This window comes from Streptomyces sp. NPDC020845, from assembly GCF_044334165.1.
Taxonomy (GTDB): Bacteria; Actinomycetota; Actinomycetes; order Streptomycetales; family Streptomycetaceae; genus Streptomyces.
Genome location: NZ_JBIRSJ010000002.1, coordinates 113,818 through 137,907, shown reverse-complemented (window position 1 = coordinate 137,907; position 24,090 = coordinate 113,818). Strand labels below are relative to the sequence as shown.

At 69.0% G+C, this 24,090-nt stretch carries 18 protein-coding genes; 11 read left to right on the top strand and 7 right to left on the bottom strand.

Features of this window, described 5'->3' with window-relative positions:
• Positions 1 to 373: 373 nt before the first annotated feature.
• The 4 genes from ACH4U7_RS04540 (at position 374) to ACH4U7_RS04525 (ending at position 7,633) form a co-directional block, all read left to right on the top strand.
• The gene (locus ACH4U7_RS04540; RefSeq protein WP_398526559.1) at positions 374 to 3,982 is read left to right on the top strand and encodes a CHAT domain-containing protein; all 3,609 of its coding nucleotides are present in this window, start codon (positions 374 to 376) and stop codon (positions 3,980 to 3,982) included.
• A gap of 63 nt (positions 3,983 to 4,045) precedes the next feature.
• A complete protein-coding gene (locus ACH4U7_RS04535) occupies positions 4,046 to 4,771 on the top strand; it encodes a GntR family transcriptional regulator (RefSeq protein ID WP_398526558.1) in 726 nt (241 codons plus the stop codon).
• 106 nt (positions 4,772 to 4,877) lie between these two features.
• Positions 4,878 to 6,278 carry a cation:dicarboxylate symporter family transporter gene (locus ACH4U7_RS04530; RefSeq protein ID WP_398526557.1) on the top strand — a complete coding sequence of 467 codons (1,401 nt, stop codon included), beginning with the start codon at positions 4,878 to 4,880 and terminating at the stop codon, positions 6,276 to 6,278.
• An 8-nt stretch (positions 6,279 to 6,286) separates the two neighbouring features.
• Positions 6,287 to 7,633, top strand: a complete 1,347-nt coding sequence (locus tag ACH4U7_RS04525) for an adenylosuccinate lyase family protein (RefSeq protein WP_398526556.1) — start codon at positions 6,287 to 6,289, stop codon at positions 7,631 to 7,633.
• A gap of 89 nt (positions 7,634 to 7,722) precedes the next feature.
• Here ACH4U7_RS04525 and ACH4U7_RS04520 read toward each other — a convergent pair whose 3' ends face one another.
• Positions 7,723 to 8,406 carry a maleylpyruvate isomerase N-terminal domain-containing protein gene (locus ACH4U7_RS04520; RefSeq protein WP_398526555.1) on the bottom strand — a complete coding sequence of 228 codons (684 nt, stop codon included), beginning with the start codon at positions 8,404 to 8,406 and terminating at the stop codon, positions 7,723 to 7,725.
• 264 nt (positions 8,407 to 8,670) lie between these two features.
• On the opposite strand from ACH4U7_RS04520, the gene rph reads away from it, so the two are divergent.
• From rph to ACH4U7_RS04490, 6 genes are all read left to right on the top strand, one after another.
• Positions 8,671 to 11,268, top strand: coding sequence for a rifamycin-inactivating phosphotransferase (gene rph / locus ACH4U7_RS04515; RefSeq protein ID WP_398526989.1), 2,598 nt, complete (start codon positions 8,671 to 8,673; stop codon positions 11,266 to 11,268).
• A 180-nt stretch (positions 11,269 to 11,448) separates the two neighbouring features.
• Positions 11,449 to 13,650: a PQQ-binding-like beta-propeller repeat protein gene (locus ACH4U7_RS04510; protein ID WP_398526554.1), complete on the top strand. Its 2,202-nt coding sequence runs from the start codon at positions 11,449 to 11,451 to the stop codon at positions 13,648 to 13,650.
• A 13-nt stretch (positions 13,651 to 13,663) separates the two neighbouring features.
• A complete protein-coding gene (locus tag ACH4U7_RS04505) occupies positions 13,664 to 15,886 on the top strand; it encodes a PQQ-binding-like beta-propeller repeat protein (RefSeq protein ID WP_398526553.1) in 2,223 nt (740 codons plus the stop codon).
• Positions 15,887 to 16,017: 131 nt separating this feature from the next.
• Complete coding sequence (locus ACH4U7_RS04500; RefSeq protein WP_398526552.1) at positions 16,018 to 16,467, top strand: MarR family winged helix-turn-helix transcriptional regulator; 450 nt, start codon at positions 16,018 to 16,020, stop codon at positions 16,465 to 16,467.
• Positions 16,468 to 16,601: 134 nt separating this feature from the next.
• Positions 16,602 to 17,954: an MFS transporter gene (locus ACH4U7_RS04495; protein ID WP_398526551.1), complete on the top strand. Its 1,353-nt coding sequence runs from the start codon at positions 16,602 to 16,604 to the stop codon at positions 17,952 to 17,954.
• A gap of 20 nt (positions 17,955 to 17,974) precedes the next feature.
• Complete coding sequence (locus tag ACH4U7_RS04490) at positions 17,975 to 18,565, top strand: cysteine hydrolase family protein (protein ID WP_398526550.1); 591 nt, start codon at positions 17,975 to 17,977, stop codon at positions 18,563 to 18,565.
• 16 nt (positions 18,566 to 18,581) lie between these two features.
• Here the strand turns inward: ACH4U7_RS04490 and ACH4U7_RS04485 are convergent, their stop codons facing one another.
• Genes ACH4U7_RS04485 through ACH4U7_RS04475 form a run of 3 tightly spaced genes read right to left on the bottom strand, consistent with a single transcriptional unit; the run spans position 18,582 to position 21,005 of the window.
• Positions 18,582 to 18,992, bottom strand: coding sequence for a hypothetical protein (locus ACH4U7_RS04485; protein ID WP_398526549.1), 411 nt, complete (start codon positions 18,990 to 18,992; stop codon positions 18,582 to 18,584).
• A 58-nt stretch (positions 18,993 to 19,050) separates the two neighbouring features.
• Entirely contained in the window at positions 19,051 to 20,061 is a 1,011-nt protein-coding gene (locus ACH4U7_RS04480) for an alpha/beta hydrolase family protein (protein WP_398526548.1), read from the bottom strand.
• Positions 20,058 to 21,005: a zinc-binding dehydrogenase gene (locus ACH4U7_RS04475; protein WP_398526547.1), complete on the bottom strand. Its 948-nt coding sequence runs from the start codon at positions 21,003 to 21,005 to the stop codon at positions 20,058 to 20,060. The genes ACH4U7_RS04480 and ACH4U7_RS04475 overlap by 4 nt, the downstream gene beginning before the upstream one ends.
• A gap of 138 nt (positions 21,006 to 21,143) precedes the next feature.
• On the opposite strand from ACH4U7_RS04475, the gene ACH4U7_RS04470 reads away from it, so the two are divergent.
• Positions 21,144 to 22,085 (top strand): LysR family transcriptional regulator, encoded by a 942-nt coding sequence (locus ACH4U7_RS04470; protein WP_398526546.1) that lies wholly within the window; start codon positions 21,144 to 21,146, stop codon positions 22,083 to 22,085.
• Between the two features lie 39 nt (positions 22,086 to 22,124).
• Here ACH4U7_RS04470 and ACH4U7_RS04465 read toward each other — a convergent pair whose 3' ends face one another.
• From ACH4U7_RS04465 to ACH4U7_RS04455, 3 genes are all read right to left on the bottom strand, one after another.
• Positions 22,125 to 22,346 (bottom strand): hypothetical protein, encoded by a 222-nt coding sequence (locus tag ACH4U7_RS04465; protein WP_398526545.1) that lies wholly within the window; start codon positions 22,344 to 22,346, stop codon positions 22,125 to 22,127.
• An 86-nt stretch (positions 22,347 to 22,432) separates the two neighbouring features.
• The gene (locus ACH4U7_RS04460) at positions 22,433 to 23,011 is read right to left on the bottom strand and encodes a hypothetical protein (protein WP_398526544.1); all 579 of its coding nucleotides are present in this window, start codon (positions 23,009 to 23,011) and stop codon (positions 22,433 to 22,435) included.
• 451 nt (positions 23,012 to 23,462) lie between these two features.
• A complete protein-coding gene (locus tag ACH4U7_RS04455) occupies positions 23,463 to 24,074 on the bottom strand; it encodes a DUF6924 domain-containing protein (RefSeq protein WP_398526543.1) in 612 nt (203 codons plus the stop codon).
• Positions 24,075 to 24,090: the final 16 nt, after the last annotated feature.

Sequence of the window (24,090 nt, the reverse complement as noted above, 5' to 3'; positions counted from 1 at the left end):
GTGCATCACACCGCAGTGGCACGTGACATCGACGGCCACCAAGGGCGGTTCCCCGCCCGAAGACTCTTCAGCGGCCGTGCCCCGGGATGTGATGAAGTCGCTTACCGCTGTGAGGACTTGCCTGTCGTCCAGCGGCCCCGCGCACCGAGGACAACTTCCCCAAACTCGGGAGCTCAGCACACCTCCGTCGAAGATGATCTCGGCGTGGAGGAGGTTCTGCTCCAACAGGTCGTAGGCCTTGCCGGTCCATATGAAGTCTGAGGATCGTTCCCAAGGTTCACTGCTCTTGTGCTCAGGCGTCGGCATCCTGTGATCGCCCCCAACTGACTCGCCGTCCGTTCGTGTGCAACCTGGCACCGGTAGAGTAGATGCCGTGCGCGAGCGGCTGATTACGGCGCTTCTCTCCCGGGTGGCGCAGTTCAGGGATCAGGGGGATGCGTCGGCGCTGTTCGACGATGCGGCGCTGGACGAGGCGAAAGAGCTCGAGGCGCTCATGATCCGGGACGGTGGCTCAGGCCAACGCTTCGTCTCCGTCAGGGCGCTTGACGCGCTCGTGGAGTTCTATCAGACGCGGCACGGTTCCCGTGCGGACAGCGATTCGTACGCCGACCTCGGCCATGCGGTGAGGCTGCTTCTGCTCAAGGCTGAGCTGGATCCGGCTGGCGCGCCGGCGGAGTTCTACGAGGCCGTCAACACCCTCCTCCGACGGGCCGAGGAGGCACACGGCAAGGCAAGGTGGCTGTACCAGGAGCACGAGCGAACGCGGGATATCAAGACCCTCGATGAGGCCGTGACGTATTTCCGCCGTGCCCTCGAACTCTCGGTCAGTGGACGCGATGTGCCGGGCCTGCCCCTGGCCCAGCTTGCCGCCGCTCTGTCCACTCGATTCCTGCGCACCAGGCAGTCGCACGACCTTGACGAGGCCATCGAGCTCCGTCGGCTTTCCGTCGAGTCCACGGCCAAGGAGAATCCGGAGCTGTCCCGCCGTCTGACGTTGTTGTGCGAGTTGCTGTTGTCCCGCTACGAACATGGCGGTGCGCTGACCGATCTGGAGCAGGCCGTGCTCGCCGGACGCCAGGCGGTGGCCGAAATGCAGCCCGGACATCGTTACCAGGCGTCCCGGATGGATCGTCTGGCGTCGGCATTGCTTCTTCGCTACGAGCGCATGGACGCCCTGTCCGACCTTGATGAGGCAATAGAGCTGGGCCTGGCTGCCTTCGAAGCAGCAAGTCCCGAGGACCCTGACCTCGGCGGCTACACGGCCACACTGAGAAAGTGCTTACGGACGCGCTACGACCTGCTGGGAGACACCGCCGACCTGGACACTTCCGTTGAGATCATGGAGAGGGTGCTCGCCGAAGCCCCCGACACCCGCCGAGCGCGGTTTCTGACCCAGCTCGGGGCGGCCCTGTACTTCCGATACGAGCGGACCGGGGATCCGTCGGATATCGACAGGGCCATCAGTGTCCAGGAGGAGGCCTTGGCCGCGCTTGCGGAGCGCGACGACGATCGGGGGCGCGTTCTGGGAAATCTCGCGTCCTCATACCGAGTCAGATACGACATGCGCAGGTCACCTGAGGATCTAGAGGCAGCCATTCGACTTGGCACCGAGGCGGTCTCCGCCTCGGAGGACAACCCATTCGCATTGTCCGTCCTCAGCATGGCCTTCATTTTGAGGTTCGAGCACACTTGGGAACCGGCCGACCTGGACCGTGCCATCCGACTGGCGACCGAGGCGGTCGCGGCGTACCCGCCTGGCTCGCCGGGGCCCCACCGCGCCATGGCGATATCTCACCTCATCCAGGTGCTGCTCACTCGTCGGCAGCAGAGCTTCGGTACGGAGGGCTTCGACGAGGTGATCACATGGGCGCGTGAGGCCGTGGCGGCGGCGCCGCGCAACCACCCCGACGTGGGGCTCCATCAATCAATGCTCGCTGACCTGCTGCTGAGCCGCTTCCGACGCGAGGAATCACCAGCAGACCTCAAGGAAGCCGTTGAGGCCGCCGAACAGGCCGTAGCCGTCACGCCCAAGACGCATCGTGGGTACTGGGAACTTCTGGGGAGTCTCGCCAAGGTGCTCGCCGTCGGTGTCGATGTCCTCGAGCGGGAAGCGAGTTCGGATCTTGATCGTGCCGTGGCCCTAACCCGGGAGGCCGTCGCCACAGCGCGCGGCGACGAGATCGGGCTTTCAGGGGCTTGGCAGAGCCTCGGTGAAGCCCTGAGACATCGATACCGGCACAAGCACGACCCCGCCGATCTGCGTGAGGCCATCAGGTGCTGCCGCCACGCTTCGGATATCACGGTCGCCACGCTGCCGGACCGCATCAAAAGCTGCGCTACCTGGGGACAGACAGCTGTCGCACTCGGCAACTTCGCTCTCGCGGCAGAGGGGTACTGCCGGGCCGCGCTTCTCCTGCCACAGCTGGCGTGGCATGGACTCAGCGGCAGGGCACGAGAGAATCATCTGGCCGAATGGTCTGGGCTCGCTTCCGATGCCGCTGCCTGCTACATACTGGCCGGCGAGCCGGAGCGTGCCGTCGAGATCCTTGAACAGGGCCGGATGATCATCCAGAACCAGTCGCTCCACACCCGGGGTGATCTGACGGAACTGGAGAAGAAGGCGCCAACTCTGGCAGCCAGCCTGATGCGCGTACGTGAGCTGTTGGATGCCCGACAGCCCTTTGCGAGTACCAACCTGACCCAAATGCACGAGGACAGCCCACTGTCTCCACTGCCTCGCGAACTATTGGCGCAGGAGCGTGCCGAGCTGTGTCGTGAATGGGATGATCTCATCGAACAAGTTCGCAGGCTGGAAGGGTTCGAGCGTTTTCTGGCCCCCGTGCCATTCGACGAGCTGAGACTTGCGGCTGGCCACGGGGCTGTCGTCATCATCAATGTGAGTGAGATCGCCTGTCACGCTCTCTTGCTCAGAGACGCTACCGCGCCGGTCGAGGTCATCGACCTGCCGGACCTTGGTCAGGCCGATGTGGCAGGGCAAGCGTTGACGTTCCTCAACGTACTGCTCTCACGACGCGGGCAGCGTAAACGGCCCTTTCTGTATCGGGAAGCCGAACGTCACGCTGTGCACGACGTGCTGGACTGGTTGTGGGATCGGATAGCGGGGCCGGTGCTGAACCACCTCGGCCCCTCGGACACCGCGGACGGGCTGCCGCCGCGTGTGTGGTGGTGTCCCACCGGCCGGCTTGCTCTACTGCCGCTGCACGCCGCCGGACACCACCCTCGGCATCGCTCCGCCTCCGCCTTCAGCGAGGCAGCCCGGGTGGCCGGGGCTCGTACTGTGCCCGATCTTGTCGTCTCCTCGTATACGCCGACTCTCACGGCCCTGCGTCGCGCCCACGATGATCAGCAGGAACGCCCACCATTCGACGGGTTGTTGGCCATTGGCATGCCGGAAACTCCCGGTCGGCCGTCGCTGCCGGGAGTGCAGCGTGAACTGGATGAACTCCACGCCAGCCTTCCGAAGGTCTCGATCACGCCGCCACTGATTGGGCGGAGGGCCACACGCGAGGCGGTATTACAGGCTCTGGACGAGAATTCGTGGGTCCACTTTGCCTGCCATGCCGAGCAGAACCTCATGGACGCGTCGCAGAGTTCTTTCCTGCTGTACGACGGGCGGCTCACTGTGGCCGAACTCCACGGGCTGCATCTACCGCACGCCGAACTGGCGTATTTGTCGGCGTGTGACACCGCCGCCGGAGGCGTGAACGTTCCCGACGAGGCGATGCATCTGGCCGCGACGATGCAGTTGGCCGGGTACCGGCATGTGATCGCGACGATGTGGAGCATCTACGACAGCTCGGCCCCGGATGTGGCTACCGACGTCTATGCCGCTCTCCACCGCGACGGTCGCCCGGATGCCCGCAATGCCGCTCGCGCACTTCATGCTTCCGTGGCTGCGCTTCGTCTGAGCGACCCGACAGATCCGTTGAGCTGGGCTGCGTATGTGCACGTAGGCCCATGATCCAGTGGCGGTGTTCTAGGATTTTGGTGGTCGGGTCGGTCCTGAGCAGGCAAGGAGTTCTTCGTGGGTGAGCCGCGATACGTGGTGATCGCCGGTGACCTCATGAAGAAGATCGCCGCCGGAAAGTGGCCCGTGGGGGAGTTGCTGCCGACCGAGCCCGAGTTGGCCGCCGAATACCGCGTCTCGCGCGAAACGCTGCGGCGGGCGTTGAAGCGTCTGGAGCTGGGTGGGCTGATTTCGCGGCACCCGGGGACCGGCACACGCGTGGAGCGGTTGGCGCCGGTGGCAGCGTTCACCGCGCAGCTGGGGAGTGTCGAGGAGCTGACCCAGTACGGCCAGGCCGCCGTGCGGAGTGTTCTGTCGGTCGAACCCGTGACCGTGGACGCGGCGCTCTCCGAGGTCACGGGCTTGGCCGAGGGGTCCAGGCAGGTGTGTGTGACCTCGGTCCGGCGGGACCCTGACCGTTCTGACGAGGTCGTTTCCTGGGCGCGGGTGTATCTGGGCCCGGAGGACGCCAAGGCGGTCGCCGGGGATCTGGAGGAGGGCCGCCAGCTGATCGCCGATCTGATCGAGGCCCGGACGGGGCGCGCGGTGGAGCGGGTGGTGCAGCAGGTGCGGGCGGTGAGTGTGTCCGCTGAGGCGGCGGCGCATCTCGCGTTGGAGCCGGGGAGCCCGGGGCTGGAGTTCGTACGCCGCTACTACGACGCTTCCGGCGTCCTGTTCGAGGTCACCGTGAGCACGCACGCCGGTGATCGCTTCGTCTACGAGACGGTTCTTCAGCGGAGGTAGCGGCCACCAGCGGCAGCCGCTCATTTTGTGAACAGCTCTTGACACAGATATTTCCGCGAGCATGCTTGTCTAGACACAGCTCATGTCTAGACAAGGATGTGCCCGCATGAGATCTCAGGAGCAGCTGCTGGACGCCACCTCACCCCCCGCCGCTCGCAAGCGCTGGTACCGGGGGCTCGGGGCGCAGGTCGTCATCGCGATGGCTCTGGGAGTCGCGGTCGGCTTCGCCTTCCCCGGCTTCGCGGTGGACTTGAAGATCATGGGGGACCTGTTCCTGGCGCTGATCAAGGCGGGCGTCGCCCCGTTGGTGTTCTTCACCGTCGTCATGGGCATCGCGTCCGCCGGCGATCTGAAGAAGGCCAGTCGTCTCGGATTCCTGGCGCTGATCTACTTCGAGGTCGTCTCCACCCTCGCCCTGCTCCTCGGTCTCGCGGCGGCGAACCTGTTCGGGGTGGGCAAGGACGCGGGGGGCCTCACCTCGGGCGGCGGCACCTCCCCGGCACCCTCGGCCGGGGAGGGTGAACACGGGGTCCTCGCCTTCCTCCGGGACATCGTGCCCGACAACTTCGTCGGAGCCTTCTCCTCCGGTCAGCTGCTGCAGGTCGTGCTCGTGGCCGTTCTGTTCGGCATTGGTCTGCTGGCCCTCAAGCCGCATATGCAGGAGAAGATCAACTCCGGCCTCGAGGTCGTCTCCGAGGCGTTCTTCGCCTTCGTCAACGTCGTCATGAAGCTCGCCCCGATCGGGGCCTTCGGCGCCATCGCCTACTCGGTGGGCACCAGCGGCAGCAAGATGCTCCTGGCCCTGACCGAACTCGTCCTCCAGTACTGGCTGGTCGTCGCCGTCTTCGTGTTCGGCATCCTGGGGCTGGTCTGCCTGATCGCCGGATTCAACATCTGGCGCATCCTGCGCTATGTGCGCGTCGAGATGACGCTCGTCCTGGGCACGGCCTCCTCCGAGGCGGCCCTGCCGGGGCTGCTGAAGAAGCTGACCAGAATCGGATGCTCGAAGCAGAGCGTCGGCCTGGTGGTGCCTACCGGCTACGCCTTCAACCTCGACGGCACATCGCTGTACATGTCCATCTGCACCCTGTTCGTCGCCAACGCGTACGGGATCCCCATGGGCATCCCCGAACAGCTCGGCCTGCTCCTGATCATGCTGCTGACGTCCAAGGGCGCGGCCACCGTGTCCGGCGGGACGTTCGTCGTCTTCACCTCCACGGTCGCGGCGACCGGGACCCTCCCCGTCGAGGGCACGGCCGTCCTCTTCGGTGTGTACCGCTTCATGTCCATGGCCACGGCGTTCTGCAACACCTTCGGCAATGTGGTCGCCACCTTCGTCCTGGCCAAGTGGTGCAAGGAAATGGACGTCGACAAGGTCCAGCGCGCCCTGGCCGACCCCGCCGCGTTCCTCGCGCAGTCCGAGACCGAGACCGACGGCGTTTTGGCCGCGCCCGAGGCGCCCGCCCTGCCCGAACCCGCCCACGCCACCCCCTCCATCACAAAGTGAGACAGCCCATGAGCAGTACCGTCTTCGACTCCTTCCTCTTCCGCGACATGTTCGGCACCCCCGCCATGCGCGAGATCTTCTGCGACACCGCCAACGTCCAGCGCATCATCGACACCGAAACCGCCCTCGCCCGCGCCCAGGCCAAGGTCGGCATCATCCCCGCCGAGGCCGCTGACGACATCACCGCCAAGGCCGGTCTCGACGGCCTCGACCTGGAGCGGCTGCGTACCGAGACGGAGATCGTCGGCTACCCGGTGCTGCCCATCGTCAAGCAGGTGGCCGAGCAGTGCGGCGACGCGGGCCGCTACCTCCACTGGGGCGCCACCACCCAGGACATCATGGACACCGCGGTGATGCTCCAGTGCAAACAAGGCGTCGCCCTGCTCCAGGACCAGCTCGACCGGGTACGCCGCGCCCTCCGGCAGCTCGCGGACGAGCACGCCGCCACCGTCACCGCCGGGCGCACCCACCTTCAGCACGCCCTCCCCATCACCTTCGGCTACCGCTGCGCCGTGTGGCTCTCCGCCCTTGACCGCCACGCCGAGCGGCTGGAACAGGCCCGTCAGCGTGCCCTGATGGTGCAGTTCGGGGGCGCCGCGGGGACGCTGGCCTCGCTCGGCCCGGGCCGGGAGGGCCTGGAGACGCGTGCCGTTCTGGCGGCCGAGCTGGGGCTTCGCGATCCCGAGATCACCTGGCATGTCGCCCGTGACGGGCTCGCGGAGCTGGTCACGCTCTTCGCCGCGGTCGGCGGCTCGCTGGGCAAGATCGCCTGGGACGTGATGATGATGTGCTCCTCCGAGTTCGGCGAGCTCGCGGAGCCCTTCGTTCCGGGGCGCGGGGCCAGCTCGACCATGCCGCAGAAGCGCAATCCCATCTCCAGCGAGCTGATGTTCGCCGCCGCCAAACTGCTCCGCGACAAGTCCTCGACCGTACTCGACGCGATGATGCAGGACTTCGAGCGCGCCACCGGCCCCTGGCACCTGGAGTGGGCCGCCGTGCCCGAAGCCTTCCTGCTCCTGTCCAGCTCCCTCCACCAGGCCGAGTTCATGCTCTCCGGCCTGGAGGTGAACGTGGACCGGATGCGCCGGAACACCCACATCACCGGAGGGCTCATCGTCGCCGAAGCGGTCATGATGGACCTCGCGCCTGTTCTGGGCCGCCAGCGGGCCCACGATGTCGTCTACGAAGCGTGTCGCACCGCCATCGAAACCGGCACCACGCTCGAGGCCGAACTCCGCACGCACGCCGAGCTGGTGGACCAACTCGGCGCCGAGCGCATCAGCGAGCTGTGCGACCCCGCCCGCTATCTGGGCAGCGCGGTCGCGATGACCCGCAGCGTCGTCGGCACGATTTAGCCGTCGGCACGATGTGAACGACCCGACGGAGACGGCGCGGGCCACCGCAGACGCGGGCCCGCGCCGGGCCGGGGGGACTCAACCCGGCGTCAGCCGAGCGTGAGCCACTGGATACCGAGCTGTTCGACCCGCGCGGTCTCCGCCGCATCGAGCGCCGCGCGGCCCGTGGCCTTGCGCAGGAAGGTCGGCCCGTCCCAGCCCAGCTCGCGTACGGCGGCCAACTGGCCGGATCCGAGCAGGAGTTCCCGCACAACCGTCCCGGCCTCCGCAGTCAGCCACGGTTCACATCCCAGCGCCTCCGCCACGTCCAGGCCGTGAACCGCGAGCTCGACCACCCGGGTGATCAGGAACTCCGAGAGCAGCATCGCGTCGCCGTGACGTGTCCTTACGACACGGTTTTCCGGTTGGTCGCGGCACAACCGGTCCACCTGCTGCCACGTTGCGGCGAAGTCGTCGGCGAGAGCGGCGCCGTCGGCGCACTGTGCCGCGTGATTGCGGGCCAGGTCGATGCGGGCGGTGTTCGTCTGCGGGCTGAACCGATCGTCCGGCCGGTAGTACCCCACCGCAGTGACCTCGGCGCTGTCCGGAGCCGGGCTGCCCAGCATCAGCGGCAGCCAGGCGATCACTACCCGGACGTGCCCCAGCAACTCGCGAATGGACCAGGGCTCACATCGCGTTGGACGATCCCACTCGGCCTCCGACAGCCCGGCAACCGCCTTGGTGAGCTCCCCCGCTTCGAGGCGGAACGCTTCCAGCACCCGGTCCTGATCCATGCCGATCAAGCTATCAGCGGCCTCCGCGCCACCCCGGAGAGCGGACAACAAAAGGCGAGGAGAAAACTCTCCCCGCCACTCTCAACCTATAGCGCACCGGGGGGCTTGCGGCAAGACCCGGGTCGCGGCGCAGAATCGTCGGCCGAGGCCACAACCTGCGAAATGAGGGCACGACGTGCGTGTGTTGTTGTCGACGTACGGGGGACGCGGTCACGTCGAACCAGTGGCAGTGCAAGGGAGCACGGCTGTCTCGGGGGTATCGCGATGATCGAGCGGTACGTGCTGGATCTTCAAGAGGCTGACGAGACGCAGGTCGCGGTCGTTGGCGGCAAGGGCGCGCACCTGGGTGGGCTGTCTCGGATCGAAGGCATCCGCGTGCCGGGTGGCTTTTGCGTGACGACGGACGCCTTCCGGCGGATCATGGCGGAGGCGCCGTCGATCGACGATCGGCTCGATCAGCTGTCGCGCTTGAACCCGGACGACCGGGAGGCGATCGGCACGCTCAGCGCGCAGATTCGCCGGACCATCGAAGGGATTGCCATCCCGGGCGATCTCGCGGCGGCGATCACCCGCGCGCTCGCCCGGCTCGGCGAGCAAGCCGCCTACGCCGTCCGATCCAGCGCGACGGCGGAGGACCTGCCGACGTCCTCCTTCGCCGGCCAGCAGGACACGTACCTGAACGTCGTGGGGCCGACGGCGATCCTCCAGCACGTCAGCCGGTGCTGGGCCTCGCTGTTCACCGAGCGAGCCGTGACCTACCGCCAGCGGAACGGCATCGACCACCGTACGGTCCACATGGCTGTGGTCGTGCAGCAGATGGTCTTCCCGCATGCGTCCGGCATCCTGTTCACGGCCGACCCCGTCACGGGCAACCGGAAGGTCGCCACCGTGGACGCCAGCTTCGGCCTCGGCGAGGCCCTGGTCTCCGGCCTGGTGAACCCGGACGTCTTCAAGGTGCGACACGGCGAAGTCGTCGCCAAGGCGATCGCCGCCAAACAGCGTGCCGTTCACGCCCTGCCGGCCGGCGGTACGCAGGAAGTGGCGATCGACGCACAGCGGCAGGAGCAGCCGGCGCTGACGGATGCGCAGGTCGTGCGGCTCGTGCAGCTCGGGCGGCGGATCGAAGCGCACTTCGGCCGCCCGCAGGACATCGAATGGTGCCTGGTCGATGACGGCTTCCGGATCGTTCAGAGCCGGCCGATCACGACGCTGTTCCCCATCCCCGAGACCGGCGACCAGGAGAATCACGTCTACGTCTCCGTCGGTCATCAGCAGATGATGACCGACCCCATGAAGCCCCTGGGGCTCTCCGTGTGGCAGCTGACGGCCATGGCGCCGATGCACGTGGCAGGCGGGAGGCTGTTCGTCGACGCCACCCGGCGCCTGGCCTCGCCCGCGAGCCGCGCCGCCCTCCTGGACGTCATGGGGAGAGGCGATCCGCTGGTCAGGGACGCTCTGGAGACCGTCCTCGACCGCGACGATTTCGTTCCGTCGCTCCCGGACGCGGATCCTGGCGGGCCTTCGGCCCGCAGTGCGTCCGCTCCGGTCGAGACCGATCCGGCCATCGTCATCGAGCTGATCGAGCGCAGCCAGGCGTCCATCGCCGCCCTGGAGCGCGACATCCGGACGAAGACCGGACCGGAGCTGTTCGACTTCCTGCTGGAGGCCTTCGAGGAGCACAAACGAGTCCTCGGTGATCCGCTGAACATGCAGGCGATCATGGCGGGGATGGAGGCCACGTGGTGGCTCAACGACAAGCTGCAGGAGTGGCTGGGCGAGAAGAACGCCGCCGACACGCTCACACTGTCCGCCCCCGACAACATCACGTCGGAGATGGGACTGGCGCTGCTCGACGTCGCGGACGTGATCCGCCCGCGGCCGGAAGTGGTGGCGTTCCTGGAGGGAGTCGAGGACGAGAGCTTCCTGGACGAGCTGGGGAAGCTCGCGGGCGGGGCCGAGGCGCGCGACGCCATAGAGGGCTACCTCGACCGGTACGGCATGCGCTGCGTCGGCGAGATCGACATCACGAGGCCGCGTTGGCGCGAGCGCCCCACCACGCTCGTGCCCGTCATCCTCGACAACGTCAGGAACTTCGGGCCGGGCGCCGCCGAGCGGCGCTTCGAGCAAGGGCGGCAGAAGGCACAGAAGAAGGAACAGGACGTGCTGTCACGCTTGCGGGCCCTGCCGGACGGGGACCGGAAGGCTGACGAGGCCAAGCGGATGATCGACCGGGTCCGAACCTTCATCGGGTACCGGGAGTACCCGAAGTACGGCATCGTCAGCCGCTACTTCGTCTACAAGCAGGCCCTGCTGGAGGAGGCCGAGCGCCTCGTACAGGCCAATGTGCTTCCTGAGAAGGAGGACATCTTCTACCTCACGTTCCAGGAACTCCACGGCGTCGTGCGCTCGAACCGGGTGGATGACCAGCTCATCCAGCAGCGCAAGGACGCGTTCCGGTCGTACCACGCGCTCACACCGCCCCGGGTGCTCACCTCGGATGGCGAGGCCGTCACCGGGGCGTACCGGCGCGACGACGTGCCGGCCGGTGCCCTGATCGGTCTACCGGTTTCCGTTGGGACCATCGAGGGAAGGGCCCGCGTCATCCTTGACCTGGCGGAGGCCGAGCTCGAAGCGGGCGACATCCTGGTCACGACCTTCACGGACCCCAGCTGGTCGCCGCTGTTCGTCGGAATCGCGGGACTGGTGACGGAGGTGGGCGGCCTGATGACCCATGGCGCGGTGATCGCCCGGGAGTACGGCTTGCCGGCCGTCGTGGGCGTGGAGCAGGCCACCCGGCTGATCCGGGACGGGCAGCGGATCCGCGTGCACGGAACCGACGGGTACGTCGAGATCCTGCCTTGACCGACCACACCGAGAAGCCCCATCCGTAGCTTCCGGCCCGTGGCTTCCGGCTAGAACAACGCCGAGCAGTTGATGACCCTGAGTGCTCGTCAACTTGCTGTTATGTGCCCTCCTTGGACCCGAACACGCACGTAGTACCCGTTACGCTTCTTCACCTCAGCAGGAACGGGGAGGGGCGGGATGGCGGCGTTCGCACCGTTGCAGACGGGGGATCCCGAGCGGGTCGGGCGGTACCGGATTGTCGGGCGGCTGGGCCGTGGCGGGATGGGCCAGGTGTATCTGGGCCTGTCGCCGAGTGGCCGCGCGGTCGCCGTGAAGGTCGTGCGGGCGGCGCTGGCGGACGACCCGGGGTTTCGGCGCCGGTTCGCCCGGGAGGTGGCGGCCGCCCGCGGGGTGACCGGCTTCTTCACCGCCGCGGTGGTGGACGCGGATCCGGAAGGCACGCCGGCGTGGCTGGCCACCACGTACGTACCCGGGATGTCCCTGGACGCGGCGGTGGCCGCGCACGGCGCCTGGCCGAAGAGGTCGGTGCTGGCGCTGGGTGCCGCGCTGGCCGAGGCGCTGGACGCCGTTCACCGCAGCGAGCCGGTCCTGGTGCACCGCGATCTCAAGCCCTCGAACGTCCTGTTGGCCGCGGACGGCCCGCGAGTGATCGACTTTGGTATCTCGCTGGCGGCCGAGACGACCAAGCTCACCGAGACCGGCGTGGTGATCGGCACACCCGGCTTCATCTCGCCCGAGCAACTGGTGGACGACGAGGTCTCGGCTGCCAGCGACGTCTTCGCCCTCGGCGCTGTCCTGGCCTACGCGGCGACCGGATCCGGCCCGTTCGGAACCGGCCCCGCCCAAGCCCTGAACTACCGGGTGGTCCATGAGGAACCGGACCTGACCGGCCTGCCGCCCGAACTGGCGGACGTCGTGGCCCGGTGTCTGGCCAAGGACCCGGGCCAACGGCCCACCGTGCCGCACCTGGTGGAAGAACTGGGCCGGGCGTCCGGGACCGGACGGGCCGACGCCTTCTTCACCGAGGCCGACTGGCTGCCGGAGCCGGTGGCCGCGGAGATCGCCCGCGCGCAGGCCACCCCCCTCCCCAAGCCTGTCGAACAGCCCACCGCCGAGCCCGTTCCCGCCACCGAGCCCGTTCCCACCGTCGCGCCCGTTCCCACCACCGTTGCCACGACACCGCCCCCCGCCTCCTCGGCAGCGCAACCCCCACCGTCTGACTCCACCCCCGGCGGCGGAAAGCGCAGACTCACCCGACGCCGCGTCCTGACGGGGCTCGTCGCTGTCGCGGTCCTCTCCCTCGTCTACACGACCGCGCTCCTCTCCGGTCGTCTGCCCGGCGGCGACGGCCAGGGCGATGATGCCTCCAGCGGCGCACCGGCGCGGAAGGAGCCGGTGCGGAAGGAACTGTGGTCCTACGCTTTGGATGACCAAATGGAACTGTCAACGGTGGCGGATGGCAGGGTCTACCTCGACAACGGCAAGGACAGCCTGTATGCCCTGGACGCCGACAGCGGCGACGAGTTGTGGCATCAGCGCGGCACGGGGGGCTCACTCCTTCTGTTGGGGGCCTCGGGCGGGATGGCCTACTACGGCGACGAGGACTACATGTACGCCCTCGATGCCGACAGCGGCGATGAACTCTGGAAGTTCAAGGACCGCGGAGTTCATTTGGCACCCGTGACAGTCGGCGAAACCACCTATGCGACCTACTCTGGCTTCCTGGCCGCGGTGCGATCCGATACGGGCGAAGGGATATGGCGGAAGAAGTACGACGGCGCGCTGCGGGAAGGCGTGACCATCGCCGACGGGGTCCTCTATCCCGTCTCGGCTGCCGGAGACGGCACTCTGTACGCCGTGGACGCGGAGAGCGGCGACGACCGGTGGGAGTTCAAGGCCGGCAGCGAGATTGTTTCGTCACCCGTCGTCGCGGACGGAACCGTCTACTTCGGCAGCAAGGACGGCACTTTGTATGCGGTGGACTCCGACTCCGGCCGGGAGGTCTGGAGGCGTGGCTTCGAGGGGAAGTTGTGGGACCCGGCCATAGCCGACGGGGCAGGTGACCCGATAGTCGCCGACGGCGTGGTCTATTTCGAGAACGACGGCTACGTGTGCGCTTTCTCCGCCGACAACGGAAAACCGCTGTGGCGGCACAAGCCGCACCTGGAAGACGTGGAATTGCTGTCCGTCGTGGGCGACACCGTCCTGTTCAGCGACGGTGGCGATGGTGGCCGCACCCTGTACTCCCTGGACGCCGGTAGCGGCGACCATGTACGGGAAGAGGACTTGGGCGAGAACGTGACCGTCGTCGACGGCACGCTCTACTACGAGGATGCCGGGCGTCTGCACGCGGTCTCGGCCACGGCCACCGATGAGTGAGCGGGGGAGTGGGATGGGGGCGATTGCGCCGCTGGAGGCTGGGGATCCCGAGCGGGTCGGGCGGTACCGGATCGTCGGGCGGCTGGGCCGTGGCGGGATGGGCCAGGTGTATCTGGGCCGGTCACCGGGTGGCCGCGCGGTCGCGGTGAAGGTGGTACGGGCCGAGCTTGCGGACGATCCCGATTTCCGGCGCCGGTTCGTCCGCGAGGTGGCGGCGGCCCGCCAGGTGACGGGGTTCTTCACCGCCGCGGTGGTGGATGCCGACCCGGAGGGCATGCCGCCGTGGCTGGCCACCGAATACGTGCCGGGGATGTCCTTGGATGCCGCGGTGGCCGCGCACGGCGCCTGGCAGGAGTCCTCGGTGCTGGCGCTGGGCGCCGCGCTGGCCGAGGCGCTGGAGGCCGTACACGGTGCCGATGTGGTGCACCGCGATCTCAAGCCGTCGAACGTACTGCTGGCCGCGGACGGCCCGCGGCTGATCGACTTCGGTATCTCCCTGGCGTCCGAGGCCACCAAGCTCACGCTGACCGGGGCGATGGTCGGGACGCCCGGTTTCATGTCCCCCGAACAGCTGGTGGGCGACACGGTGGGAGCGGCGAGCGACGTCTTCGCCCTCGGCGCTGTCCTGGCCTACGCGGCGACCGGAACTGGTCCGTTCGGCAGCGGCTCGGCCCACGCTTTGAACTACCGGGTGGTCCATGCGGAACCGGACCTGACCGGCCTGCCGCCCGAACTGGCGGACGTCGTGGCCCGGTGTCTGGCCAAGGACCCGGGCCAACGACCCACCGTGCCGGACCTGGTGACAGAGCTGGGCCGGGCTTCGCAGGCCGGACAGGCCGGACAGGCCGGACAGGCCGACGGATTGTTCACGGAAGCCGACTGGCTGCCTGAGCCGGTGACGGCCGAGATCACCCGCAAGCGGAACGAGCCGCTGTCCGCGCCTACCGGGCAGACCACTACCGAAGTCGTTCCCCCCACCATCCGCGGGACGGTATCCGTCCTGGGCCCACCGGCAGCGGAACCCCCACAACCGGAATCCACCCCCGGCGGCAAGAGGCGCGTGTTCACGCGGGGCCGAGTCGTGGCGGGCCTCGCGGTCACCGCCGTCCTCGCCGTCATCGTCACCGCAACGCTCCTCCCCGGCGGTAAGTCCGGCGACAAGCAGACCGAGAAGCCCCAGCAGACCGAGAAGCCCCATGCACCGGTGCTGAGGCAGCTGTGGTCCTCGGGACGAGGCACGGACTTGCCACCGGTGGTCAAGGACGGGACGGTCTACGTCGGCGACAGAGACCGCGGCGTGTACGCCCTCGACGCCGACACCGGCGACCAGCTGTGGGAATACGACCGGGCGACGGACATCGTCAGCTCCGCGACTGTCACCGAAGGGGTGGTCTCCTTCAGCAGCGGAGGTTTTCCCAACGCCGACACCAGCCGCGTGTACGCCCTGGACGCCGACACCGGCCGTCGCCTGTGGAAGTTCAAACCCGACGACCTCGTATCCGCTGCCCCCGTCATGGCCGGCGGAACCGCCTACTTCTACAGCAACTCGCTCGCCACGCGAAGCAGCACCCTGTACGCGTTGGATGCCGAGACCGGTGAAAAGAGGTGGAGTCGGGCACTCAGCCTGGGGACCGCGCTGGCCTTCGACGACGGGGTCGTCTACTACGGCGCCCATACCGTACGCGGTTCCTACCTCCATGCCCTGGATGCCGACACGGGCAAGCAGTTGTGGAAAGTGCACATCAGCGCTGACATCCTCCCTGACCCGCTGACGTCACTTACCGTCGCTCACGGTGTCATCCACACCGTCGGCGAAGACGGCATTCTGTCCGCCCGGGACGCCGACAACGGCGACCTGTTGTGGAAATACCGGACCGGTCTCTCCGATTTCTCGGATTCAAATCCCCCGGTGGTAGCTGACGGGATCGTCTACATCAGCGGAAACAGCGAAAAAGACTCGGGGTACGGCCAGGTATTCGCAGTCAATGCGAAGGACGGCAAAATGCTGTGGAAGTATCAGACGCCACGGGTGAGTTCGCCGCCCACGGTCACGGCTGGAACGGTCTACGTCAGTACGGAAGCCGGCGCTTTGTACCTCCTGGACGCCGACAGCGGCGACTCCTTGGGGCAGGCCCGCCTGGCGAATGACCATGAGCCGGAGGCGACCGTCGCCGACGGGGTGGCCTACTTCGACAGTGGTGACGGGCGCCTGCGCGCGGCCACGATCACCCGCTGATCCCGCCGTCGCAGCCGGCTCCGGTCAGCGCCGGTCGCGGGGGTGGTTCCGGCCGGCGCGCGGTAATTTCTTCAGTCCAGCCTGCCCAGTCAAAACTGGACAGGCTGGACTGAAGAAATTACGGTGGAGGCATGACAGAGACCCCAGACGGCATGCCCGCATCCGCCGTGCGCGCCGCGCATGAGATCCGGGTCGTGGTCGGGCGGCTGCGGCGGCGGTTGAAGGAGACGTACGACAACGAAGAGCTCACCCCCACGCAGACGGCCGTGCTCAGCAGGCTCAGCAAGGACGGCCCGGCCTCGACCAGTGATCTGGCGGCGGCGGAGCGCGTTCGGCCGCAGTCGATGGCGGCCACGCTCGGGGTGCTCGACGAGCGCGGGCTGATCCGGCGGCGTCCCGATCCTGACGACGGGCGGCGGCAGCTGATCTCGCTGAGCGAGAGCGGCACCGCGTATGTGGACGACAAGCGGCGGGCGGGGGAGGAATGGCTCGCCCGGTCGCTCGAATCCGGCTATACGGAGGAGGAGCGGCAGACCATCATCGAGGCGCTGGCCCTGCTGGACCGGCTCAGCGGCGCATGATCGCGCGGCTCAGGTCGCTCGTTTCGCTCGCTTCACTCGGGCCGTTCGAGTCGCTCGCGCGGCGGAGGGCCGGGAGAGCCGGGAGGGCCGGGAAAGGGACGCGGGACTCCTTCGACCGGAGGCTGCTCGCGCCGATGATCCTGGGTTCGGTGCTGAACCCGATCAACTCCACCATCGTCGCGGTGGCGTTGGTGCCGATCGGCGTCGCGCTCGGGGCGCCGCCCGCGCAGACGGCGTGGTTGGTCTCCGCGCTCTATCTGGCCACCTCGATAGGCCAGCCCGTGATGGGGCGGCTGATCGACATCTACGGGCCGCGCCGGCTCTTTCTCGCCGGGATGTCGCTGGGCGGGGTCGCGGGGCTGATGGGGGTGCTGGCCCCGAATCTGGGCGTGCTGATCGCCGCGCGGGTGGTGCTTGGGTTCGGTACGTGTGCGGGCTATCCGGCAGCGATGTATCTGATCCGGGGCGAGGCCCGGCGGACGGGGCGGGAGAGCCCCGCCGGGGTGCTGACCGCGCTCGCGGTCGCCAACCAGACCGTCGCCGTCATCGGGCCGTCCCTGGGCGGGCTGCTGATCGGCCTGGGCGGCTGGCGCACCACGTTCGCCGTCAACATCCCGCTGGCCGTGGCCGGTCTGATCCTCGGCGCCCGGCGGCTGCCCAAGGCGCCCCCGCCGGACCCGTCGACCCCGTCGGAGCGCGGCGGCGAGCGGATCAGGCTGGACCTGGCCGGGATGGCGCTGTTCGCCGCGACGCTCGTCGCGCTGCTGCTGTTCCTGATGCAGCCGCGGGCCGACCGCTGGTATCTGCCGGTGCTCGTGGCGGTGGCGGCGACCGGGTTCACGGTGCGGGAGCTGCGGGCGGCGGAGCCGTTCATCGACCTGCGGGTGCTCGGCGGCAATCGGCCGCTGGTCCTCACGTACGGGCGTACCGTCCTCGCCGCCGTCGTGTCGTACGTCTTTCTGTACGGCTACCCCCAGTGGCTGGAGGAGGGGCGGGGGCTGAGCGCATCGCAGGCGGGGCTCGCGCAGCTGCCGGTGTTCCTGGTCGGGATCGCCGTGTCCACCGCCACCGGCCGCCGCCCCGAGGTGCGCGGCAAGCTCCTCGTCGGCGCCCTGGGGCAGATCGCCGCATGCGCCACGATGCTCCTGCTGCGGCCGGACAGCCCGGTGTGGCTGCTGGTCGCCGTCGCGCTGCTCTTCGGCGTACCGCAGGGGCTGAACAACCTGGCGCTGCAGAACGCGGTGTACCACCAGGCCGACCCGGAGCGGATCGGGTCCTCGGCGGGGCTGATGCGTACCTTCTTCTACCTCGGCGCGATCATCGCCTCCAGCGCGTACGGGGCCTTCTACGGCGCCCGTGCCGACACCGGCGGCCTGCACGGTCTGGCCTGGCTCATGCTCGCCGTCGCCGCCGTGTTCCTGGTGGTCACGGCCGTTGACCGTTCGCTGGGCCGGATCGGGGCCGACGACCGGTCTCCTTCTGCCTAGCGCTTTCCCTGATCACAGTGATGACAGCATTGAAAGGTTCAGTGAACGTGAACGTGCCCGACAACACCGCCCTGCTCGTGATGGACATCCAGGAGGGCATCGTGGCCCGCGTCCACGACGACCCCGACTACCTGCCCCGTCTGAGCCGCGCGATCGACGCCGCCCGCCGCGCCGACATCCCGGTCGTGTACGTGGTCATCGGCTTCCGTTCCGGCCACCCCGAAGTGTCCGACCGTAACGCGACGTTCAGCGCCCTGCCTCCGGGCGCCTTCGCCGAGGGCGACCCCCATGCGGCCATCCACCCCGACGTCGCGCCACGGCCCGGGGAGGTCGTGGTCACCAAGAAGCGGGTCAGCGCCTTCACCGGCAGCGATCTGGAGCTGGTCCTGCGGTCCGCCGGAATCACCCGTCTCGTCCTGACCGGCCTCGCGACCAGCGGCGTCGTCCTGTCCACGCTGCGCCAGGCCGCCGACCTCGACTACCGGCTCACCGTGCTGGCCGACGGCTGTGCCGACCGCGACCCGGAGGTTCACCGGCTGCTGACCGAGAAGGTGTTCCCGGGGCAGGCCGAGGTCAGCACCGTCGACCAGTGGGTTGCGGCGGTGGGGTGAGTACGCTCGGCGCGTGTTACGTCTCTGACGGGCCGTCCGGCGTCGAAGTGCCGTCCGGTGTCGGCGTTCCGGACGTCCCGGACGGCAGGATCCACACGGCGGCCCAGCAGCACCCCCGCACTACGAAGGCCCCGGCCAGCGCCCACCACACGCTGTCCACGCGGACCTCGGACAGCCAGGCGATGAGATACCACACCAGCGTGTCCTGGATGAGGCCGATGACTGCCAGGATCGGCAACAGGAGCCCTTGGTACGGATCCTTGGGCGTGGCCCAGAGCGCGGTGCTGATGCCCGCGAAGAGGATGTACGCGAAGAAGTAACCGAACAGCGGGGACTCGCCCGTCTCGTCGAGCGTTATCCCCGGCAGCGTGGCGGCCAGCGCGACTCCGGGGAGCAGTCCCAGCTGCTGTCTTCGAATGTCTTTCATGATCGGGACTCTGCCAGGCCGTGCGCCGCCCGGGAATACTCCGACGACCAGGAGACCGTCACATTCCGAGCGCCTCGGACATCCAGTCGGCGGCCGCGGGCAGCCAGTCCGCGTGGGCGTTGCCCAGCAGATGGTCGCCGTACGGGACGAGCAGATACTCGCCGCGCGGTGCCAGGCGGGCCAGTGGCTCTCCGCAGGTCACTCCTGAGATGTCGTCCTGGCCGCCGTCGACCACCAGGAGCGGGCAGGCGATACGGGGCGCCAGCGAGGACAGGTCGACCCGGGCGGCGAAGTCGCGGGCCGCCCCGGTTCCTCCGGCGCGCCGGGTCAGGATGTTCCGGAGCGGGGGCGGCAGGGCCGGCCAGTCGAGGCGGAAGGGACCGCTCACGGTGGTGGCGGCGGCCACCCGAGGCTCGTGGGCGGCGCTCTCCGCGACGTAGTAACCGCCCAGGCTGAGGCCGACGAGCCCGACCCGGTCGACGCCGAGCGCGTCCACGACCTGCCCGATCACCTGGTGGTAGTCGGGCCGGACCGTGGTGGTGGCCGCGAGTGTGCCCTGCCCGGGGCCGTCCATCGTGAACACGGCCAGGCCCCTGCGCAGCAGTGCCGAGGTGACCGCGTGGAACTCCTCCTTGCCGGAGTCCAGGCCGGGCACGACGACGACGGTCGCGGGCGCGTCGGCAGGGCCGCGGAGCCAGCCGGCGAAGGCGGGCCCGTCGAGTCGGCGGGCGCCGGGTTCCAGAATCTCCAGCGCGCGGCGCATCGCGGCGTCGGCCTCGGCGGCGGACTGTGCAGCCGCCTCTGCGGCAGCCTGGGTCTCGCGGTCTGTATACGGGCCCAGGGTGGCGAAGTGGAACCAGCGCGCGGCCACTTGGTAGTGCGCGCCGGTCGATATCGGGGAGGCGGCCTGCTCCGCGCGTACGAGGTGGTGGCGAGCGGCCCTCATGAATGTCTGTCCCCAGTCGTCGACCGAGGTCAATTCGGCGGTGACACGCTGGTATTCATGCGGGTCAAGACCGGCGGCGGTGGCGCGCGTCAGATTCTCCGCGGCGAGATCGGCGACGTTCATGACACCACCCCCGTGGTGAGGACCGCCTTGCCGCGGATCCGGCGCTCCCGCAGGTCGACCAGGGTCTCGGCGGTCTTCGCCCAGTCCGCGGTGCGGCCGATCTCCGGATGGAGCCGCCCGTCGTGCACCAGGCGCACCAGGGTGGCCAGGTCGTGTCCGTAGGTCGGGCCCGCGTTGGGGTCCGCGTTGGGTCCCGCGTAGTGGAAGTGGCGGATGACGGCGCCTTCCGGGCCGCTGAGGAGGTCGAAGAAGTCCAGCGTCGCAGGGGTGCGGCTGGCCTGGCCGAACCAGATCAGCGTGCCGCCCGGGGCCAGTTTGGACAGCGCGACCGGCAGATCGGCGCCGCCGGTGGACTCCAGCACCACGTCGAACGGCCCCCGCGCCTCGGCCACCGCGTGTACGGCCGCCGCGGCGCCCAGAGCGCGCAGCCGCTCGGCGCGCGACGGGGTGGCGGTCACCACGGTGACCTCCGCCCCCGCGGCGGCGGCCAGTTCGGTGACGTAGTGGCCGACGCCACCCGCGGCGCCGGTTACCAGCAGCCGCCTACCCGTCACGCTGCCGGCGGTGCGCAGCAGCCGCAGGGCGGTGATGCCGGCCAGCGGCAGGGCCGCGGCGTCGACGGCGCTGAGGGAGTCGGGCAGTTCGGCGAGCGAGTGGGTGGGCACGGCCGCGTACTCGGCCCAGCCGCCCCGGGGCGGGTGGCCCACCACGCGGGTGCCGACCCGCGGGCCGGATCCGTCGGCGGCTGCCTGCACCACCAGGCCGGCGACGTCCTTGCCGGGCATCAGGCCCGGCTTCGGTCGTTCCAGGAGGAATGTCTCGCCTCGGTTCGGCGCGAACGCCTCGACGCGGATCAGCGCCTCGTCCGGCGCCGGGACGGGCTGGGCGTCCTCGGTGAACTCCACCGGGCGCGCCGGATCTCCCGTGGGGATCAGTCTCTGCATGCGGATCATGTAATCGGCGGTGGCACCGGACGAGCCAACAACCCGCTGGGTGAGTCGACAACCTATGGTTGTCACCCATGGTTGTCGCCCATGGCGAGAGGCGCGTACCTCTCTGGATGGACCTCTAGGGTGAGAGCCATGGACCTCGATCTGGCGCAGGTACACGCCTTCGTTCTCGCCGCCGAGGAGGCGCACTTCGGACGGGCGGCCGAGGCGCTGTCGATCTCACAACAGGCGCTCTCCAAGCGGATCGCGCGCCTGGAGTCCGTGCTGGGCACCTCGCTGTTCCTGCGCACCGGCCAAGGGGTGGAGCTGACCCGCGCCGGCCACCGCTTCCTGGAACCGGCCCGGCAGACGCTGGCCGCCGCGGACCGGGCCGTGGCCGCGGCCCTGGACGAACACCGGCCGCTGCGGGTCGATGTATGGGGCCACCTCTACGCACCCATGCGCACGCTTGCACAGGTGGCGGCGGGCAGCGACGCACCACCACCGCTGGAACTCGGACACGGCCGTGATCTGCCGTCGGTGGCGGCGGCGCTGCTGCGCGGCGACATCGACGCCGCGTTCGGCCGTGTCCATCCACCGCTGCCCGCGGGGCTGACACACCGCCTGGTACGGCTGGAGCCGGTGGACGCCGTCCTGAGTGTGGACCATCCACTGGCGGACGAGCCCGCCCTGCGGCCGGAGCAACTGCGGAACAGCCTGCTATGGGCTCCCGCGACGCTGGACCGGCTCGATTTCCTGCACCGTTTCGCCGAGCGGTTCGGCATCCGAGACCGTGCCGAAGGCACCAACCTGGGGCTGGACGGCTTCCTCGCCGACCTGTCCGCGGACCCGCGCCGCTTCTCGCTGATACCGGCCGATGTGCCGCTTCCTCACATTCCGGGGATCCGGTCCGTTCCGCTGGTCGACCCCACGCCGCTGTACGCCTGGTCGATGCTGTGGTGCGGCAGCGGACCCCCTCACCTGCCCGCCCTGCTGAGCGCCCTCGCGGCGGAGGCGGGGCGTAGCCGGTGGCTGGAGTACGACCCGGCCCAGGACTGGCTGCCCGAACCTCACACTGGAGAGGGGTGGGACTGAGCGGCCTGAGGGGTGCCGATCAACGCTGGTGATCGTCGTTCAGTGCCGGTTTCGTGGGTGGTCGCGGGCGGTGCGCTCGTTGCCCCTGCGGTAGTTGCCGGTCCAGCGCGCCATCACCTCTTGCGGATCGCCGGCCTCGGCCTCGGCGATGAACCGTGCCGCCCGGGAGCCGCGCAGGGTGGTCGCCGCGCGGCCGTTGTGGGAGATGACCACGCTGCCGTCGCCGCGCTGTCGGTAGGCGAAGCCGGACGGTGCGGGCATCGGGCGCGCTCCTTTCGGCCGCCGCCGGAGAGGCATCGACCGTACCGTCCGGGAGCCGCCGGGCGCGCGTGGAATTCCGCGCTGTGTCAGGCTTCGACGCGAAGCCAGGTGTCGCCGGCGCGAAGCCACAGAACGCCGTCGCGTCCCTGACCGCAGTACTTGACCACCCGGCCGGGCACTCGTACCGAGCCCCGCTCGGTCACGCTCCACGTATCGCCGATCAACTCGGCCCGGATCACTTCGGTCGACCGCTGGTTGTGGACGCGCCTGGTCAGGACCGCTCGACGGCCACGTACGGCGAATCCGTCCGGATCACGTACAGGGCTGCGCCAACTGGTCACCTCACCTGTGGCGGGGGTGATCCGCGTCAGGAACGTGCCGCCGCGGCTGCTGCCGGAGTACCAGACCAGCCACACCCACTCGTCCTCGGTGGCCGCGGTGCAGCCCTCCAAGGGCACATCAGGGAGGCGGCCTTCCGGAGCCCATACCGCCCGGCCTTCAGCACTCCACCCGGCAAGCCCGGCCGCAGACTCCGGATGTCCTCCGTAGATCCCTTCATCACCGTAGGCCGTCCAGATCAGCCCACCGCGGTCGGTGATCAGCACAGGAATGTCGTCACCGACGCAGAAGGTGCCCTCCTGCTCGCCCTCTGCAGACCACACCACGGCATTCGACCCCCACGAGTCCGGCTTTTCCCCGAAGGCGCGACCGCTTGCCAGGAGGAGCCGGGAGTCCGGGAGGAGGGCGATGTGACTGGGCCGGAGCGGTACGTCTTTGATCATGCGGCGTTGAATGAATCCATCAGCCTGGCGCGTCACCAGCATTCCCTCGAAGGGGACCTCCGGGCCCCACCCCACCCAGCCCTTGACGTAGGGGCTTTGCCGCAGCTGCCGCCGATGGACGAACAGGACAGCAAGGTCCGCCGCCGGGCCAACGGTCCACCACAGAGGACGTCGCCCGGCTCGCAGATCCGCAGTGGGCGGCCTCCAGACCTGCTGCACTTCAACGACCGCCGACACCGCATCCTCCCGCTCGGAACGCCCCCCATTTTGGCGGGTCGTTCCTGGCGGGGACACACGGGGCCGGATACGACCTCGGGCCCTGTCCCGGATCCGGTCAGTCGGTCGTGGGAGGAAACAAGGGCCGTGCTGGTACGGACGGCGCTGCTGGGGAGGCTTGAGGGGCGGGCCTGCTGGGGACCGTCGCGGCCGGGGGCGGGCCGGGGATCTCCGGGCGCTGGGCCGCCTGCGATGTGCTCAGGTGGGCGGCAGCGGCTCCGCGCAGCTCTGCCAGGGCGGCAAGCCTCCGCTCCAGGCCGTGGGGGCCGCCGACGCCCCGGAACAGGCCGTCCGGGCCGACGTCATCCAGGAATTCCGCGAGCCCCATGCCCCGGACACCCGCATCGGTGAGTAGGGCCCACAGCGCCTCGGGAACGCAGCGCAGTTCGGCCCCGTCCCTCAGGGCAATGACGAGCAGCGGCATTTCGGCTTCGGCCATGGTCCGCCGGTCCGCGACGACCACGACGGCGTACGTGGCGTCGGGGCCGACCGACGCCACGATCTGCTCGCTCGTGAGCCCCGCGAGCCGCCGGTCGTCCACGGCTTCCGTGTCGGCCCGCACCAGACCGCCACCCACCGGGGCGGCCACGGCCGCGCGGACGGCCTGCCAGGCTTCGTCGTCGCCGAAGTCCGTACGGAGCAGGGGAGTTAACTCGGTTTCAATCAGCACGGCTCCATGATGCTGG

Coding starts and splice junctions, on each gene's coding strand:
- ACH4U7_RS04530 (WP_398526557.1), top strand. CDS start 4,878: ATGAGATCTCAGGAGCAGCTGCTGGACGCCACCTCACCCCCCGCCGCT.
- ACH4U7_RS04525 (WP_398526556.1), top strand. CDS start 6,287: ATGAGCAGTACCGTCTTCGACTCCTTCCTCTTCCGCGACATGTTCGGC.
- ACH4U7_RS04520 (WP_398526555.1), bottom strand. CDS start 8,406: ATGGATCAGGACCGGGTGCTGGAAGCGTTCCGCCTCGAAGCGGGGGAG.
- rph (WP_398526989.1), top strand. CDS start 8,671: ATGATCGAGCGGTACGTGCTGGATCTTCAAGAGGCTGACGAGACGCAG.
- ACH4U7_RS04510 (WP_398526554.1), top strand. CDS start 11,449: ATGGCGGCGTTCGCACCGTTGCAGACGGGGGATCCCGAGCGGGTCGGG.
- ACH4U7_RS04505 (WP_398526553.1), top strand. CDS start 13,664: ATGGGGGCGATTGCGCCGCTGGAGGCTGGGGATCCCGAGCGGGTCGGG.
- ACH4U7_RS04500 (WP_398526552.1), top strand. CDS start 16,018: ATGACAGAGACCCCAGACGGCATGCCCGCATCCGCCGTGCGCGCCGCG.
- ACH4U7_RS04495 (WP_398526551.1), top strand. CDS start 16,602: ATGATCCTGGGTTCGGTGCTGAACCCGATCAACTCCACCATCGTCGCG.
- ACH4U7_RS04490 (WP_398526550.1), top strand. CDS start 17,975: ATGACAGCATTGAAAGGTTCAGTGAACGTGAACGTGCCCGACAACACC.
- ACH4U7_RS04485 (WP_398526549.1), bottom strand. CDS start 18,992: ATGAAAGACATTCGAAGACAGCAGCTGGGACTGCTCCCCGGAGTCGCG.
- ACH4U7_RS04480 (WP_398526548.1), bottom strand. CDS start 20,061: ATGAACGTCGCCGATCTCGCCGCGGAGAATCTGACGCGCGCCACCGCC.
- ACH4U7_RS04475 (WP_398526547.1), bottom strand. CDS start 21,005: ATGCAGAGACTGATCCCCACGGGAGATCCGGCGCGCCCGGTGGAGTTC.
- ACH4U7_RS04470 (WP_398526546.1), top strand. CDS start 21,144: ATGGACCTCGATCTGGCGCAGGTACACGCCTTCGTTCTCGCCGCCGAG.
- ACH4U7_RS04465 (WP_398526545.1), bottom strand. CDS start 22,346: ATGCCCGCACCGTCCGGCTTCGCCTACCGACAGCGCGGCGACGGCAGC.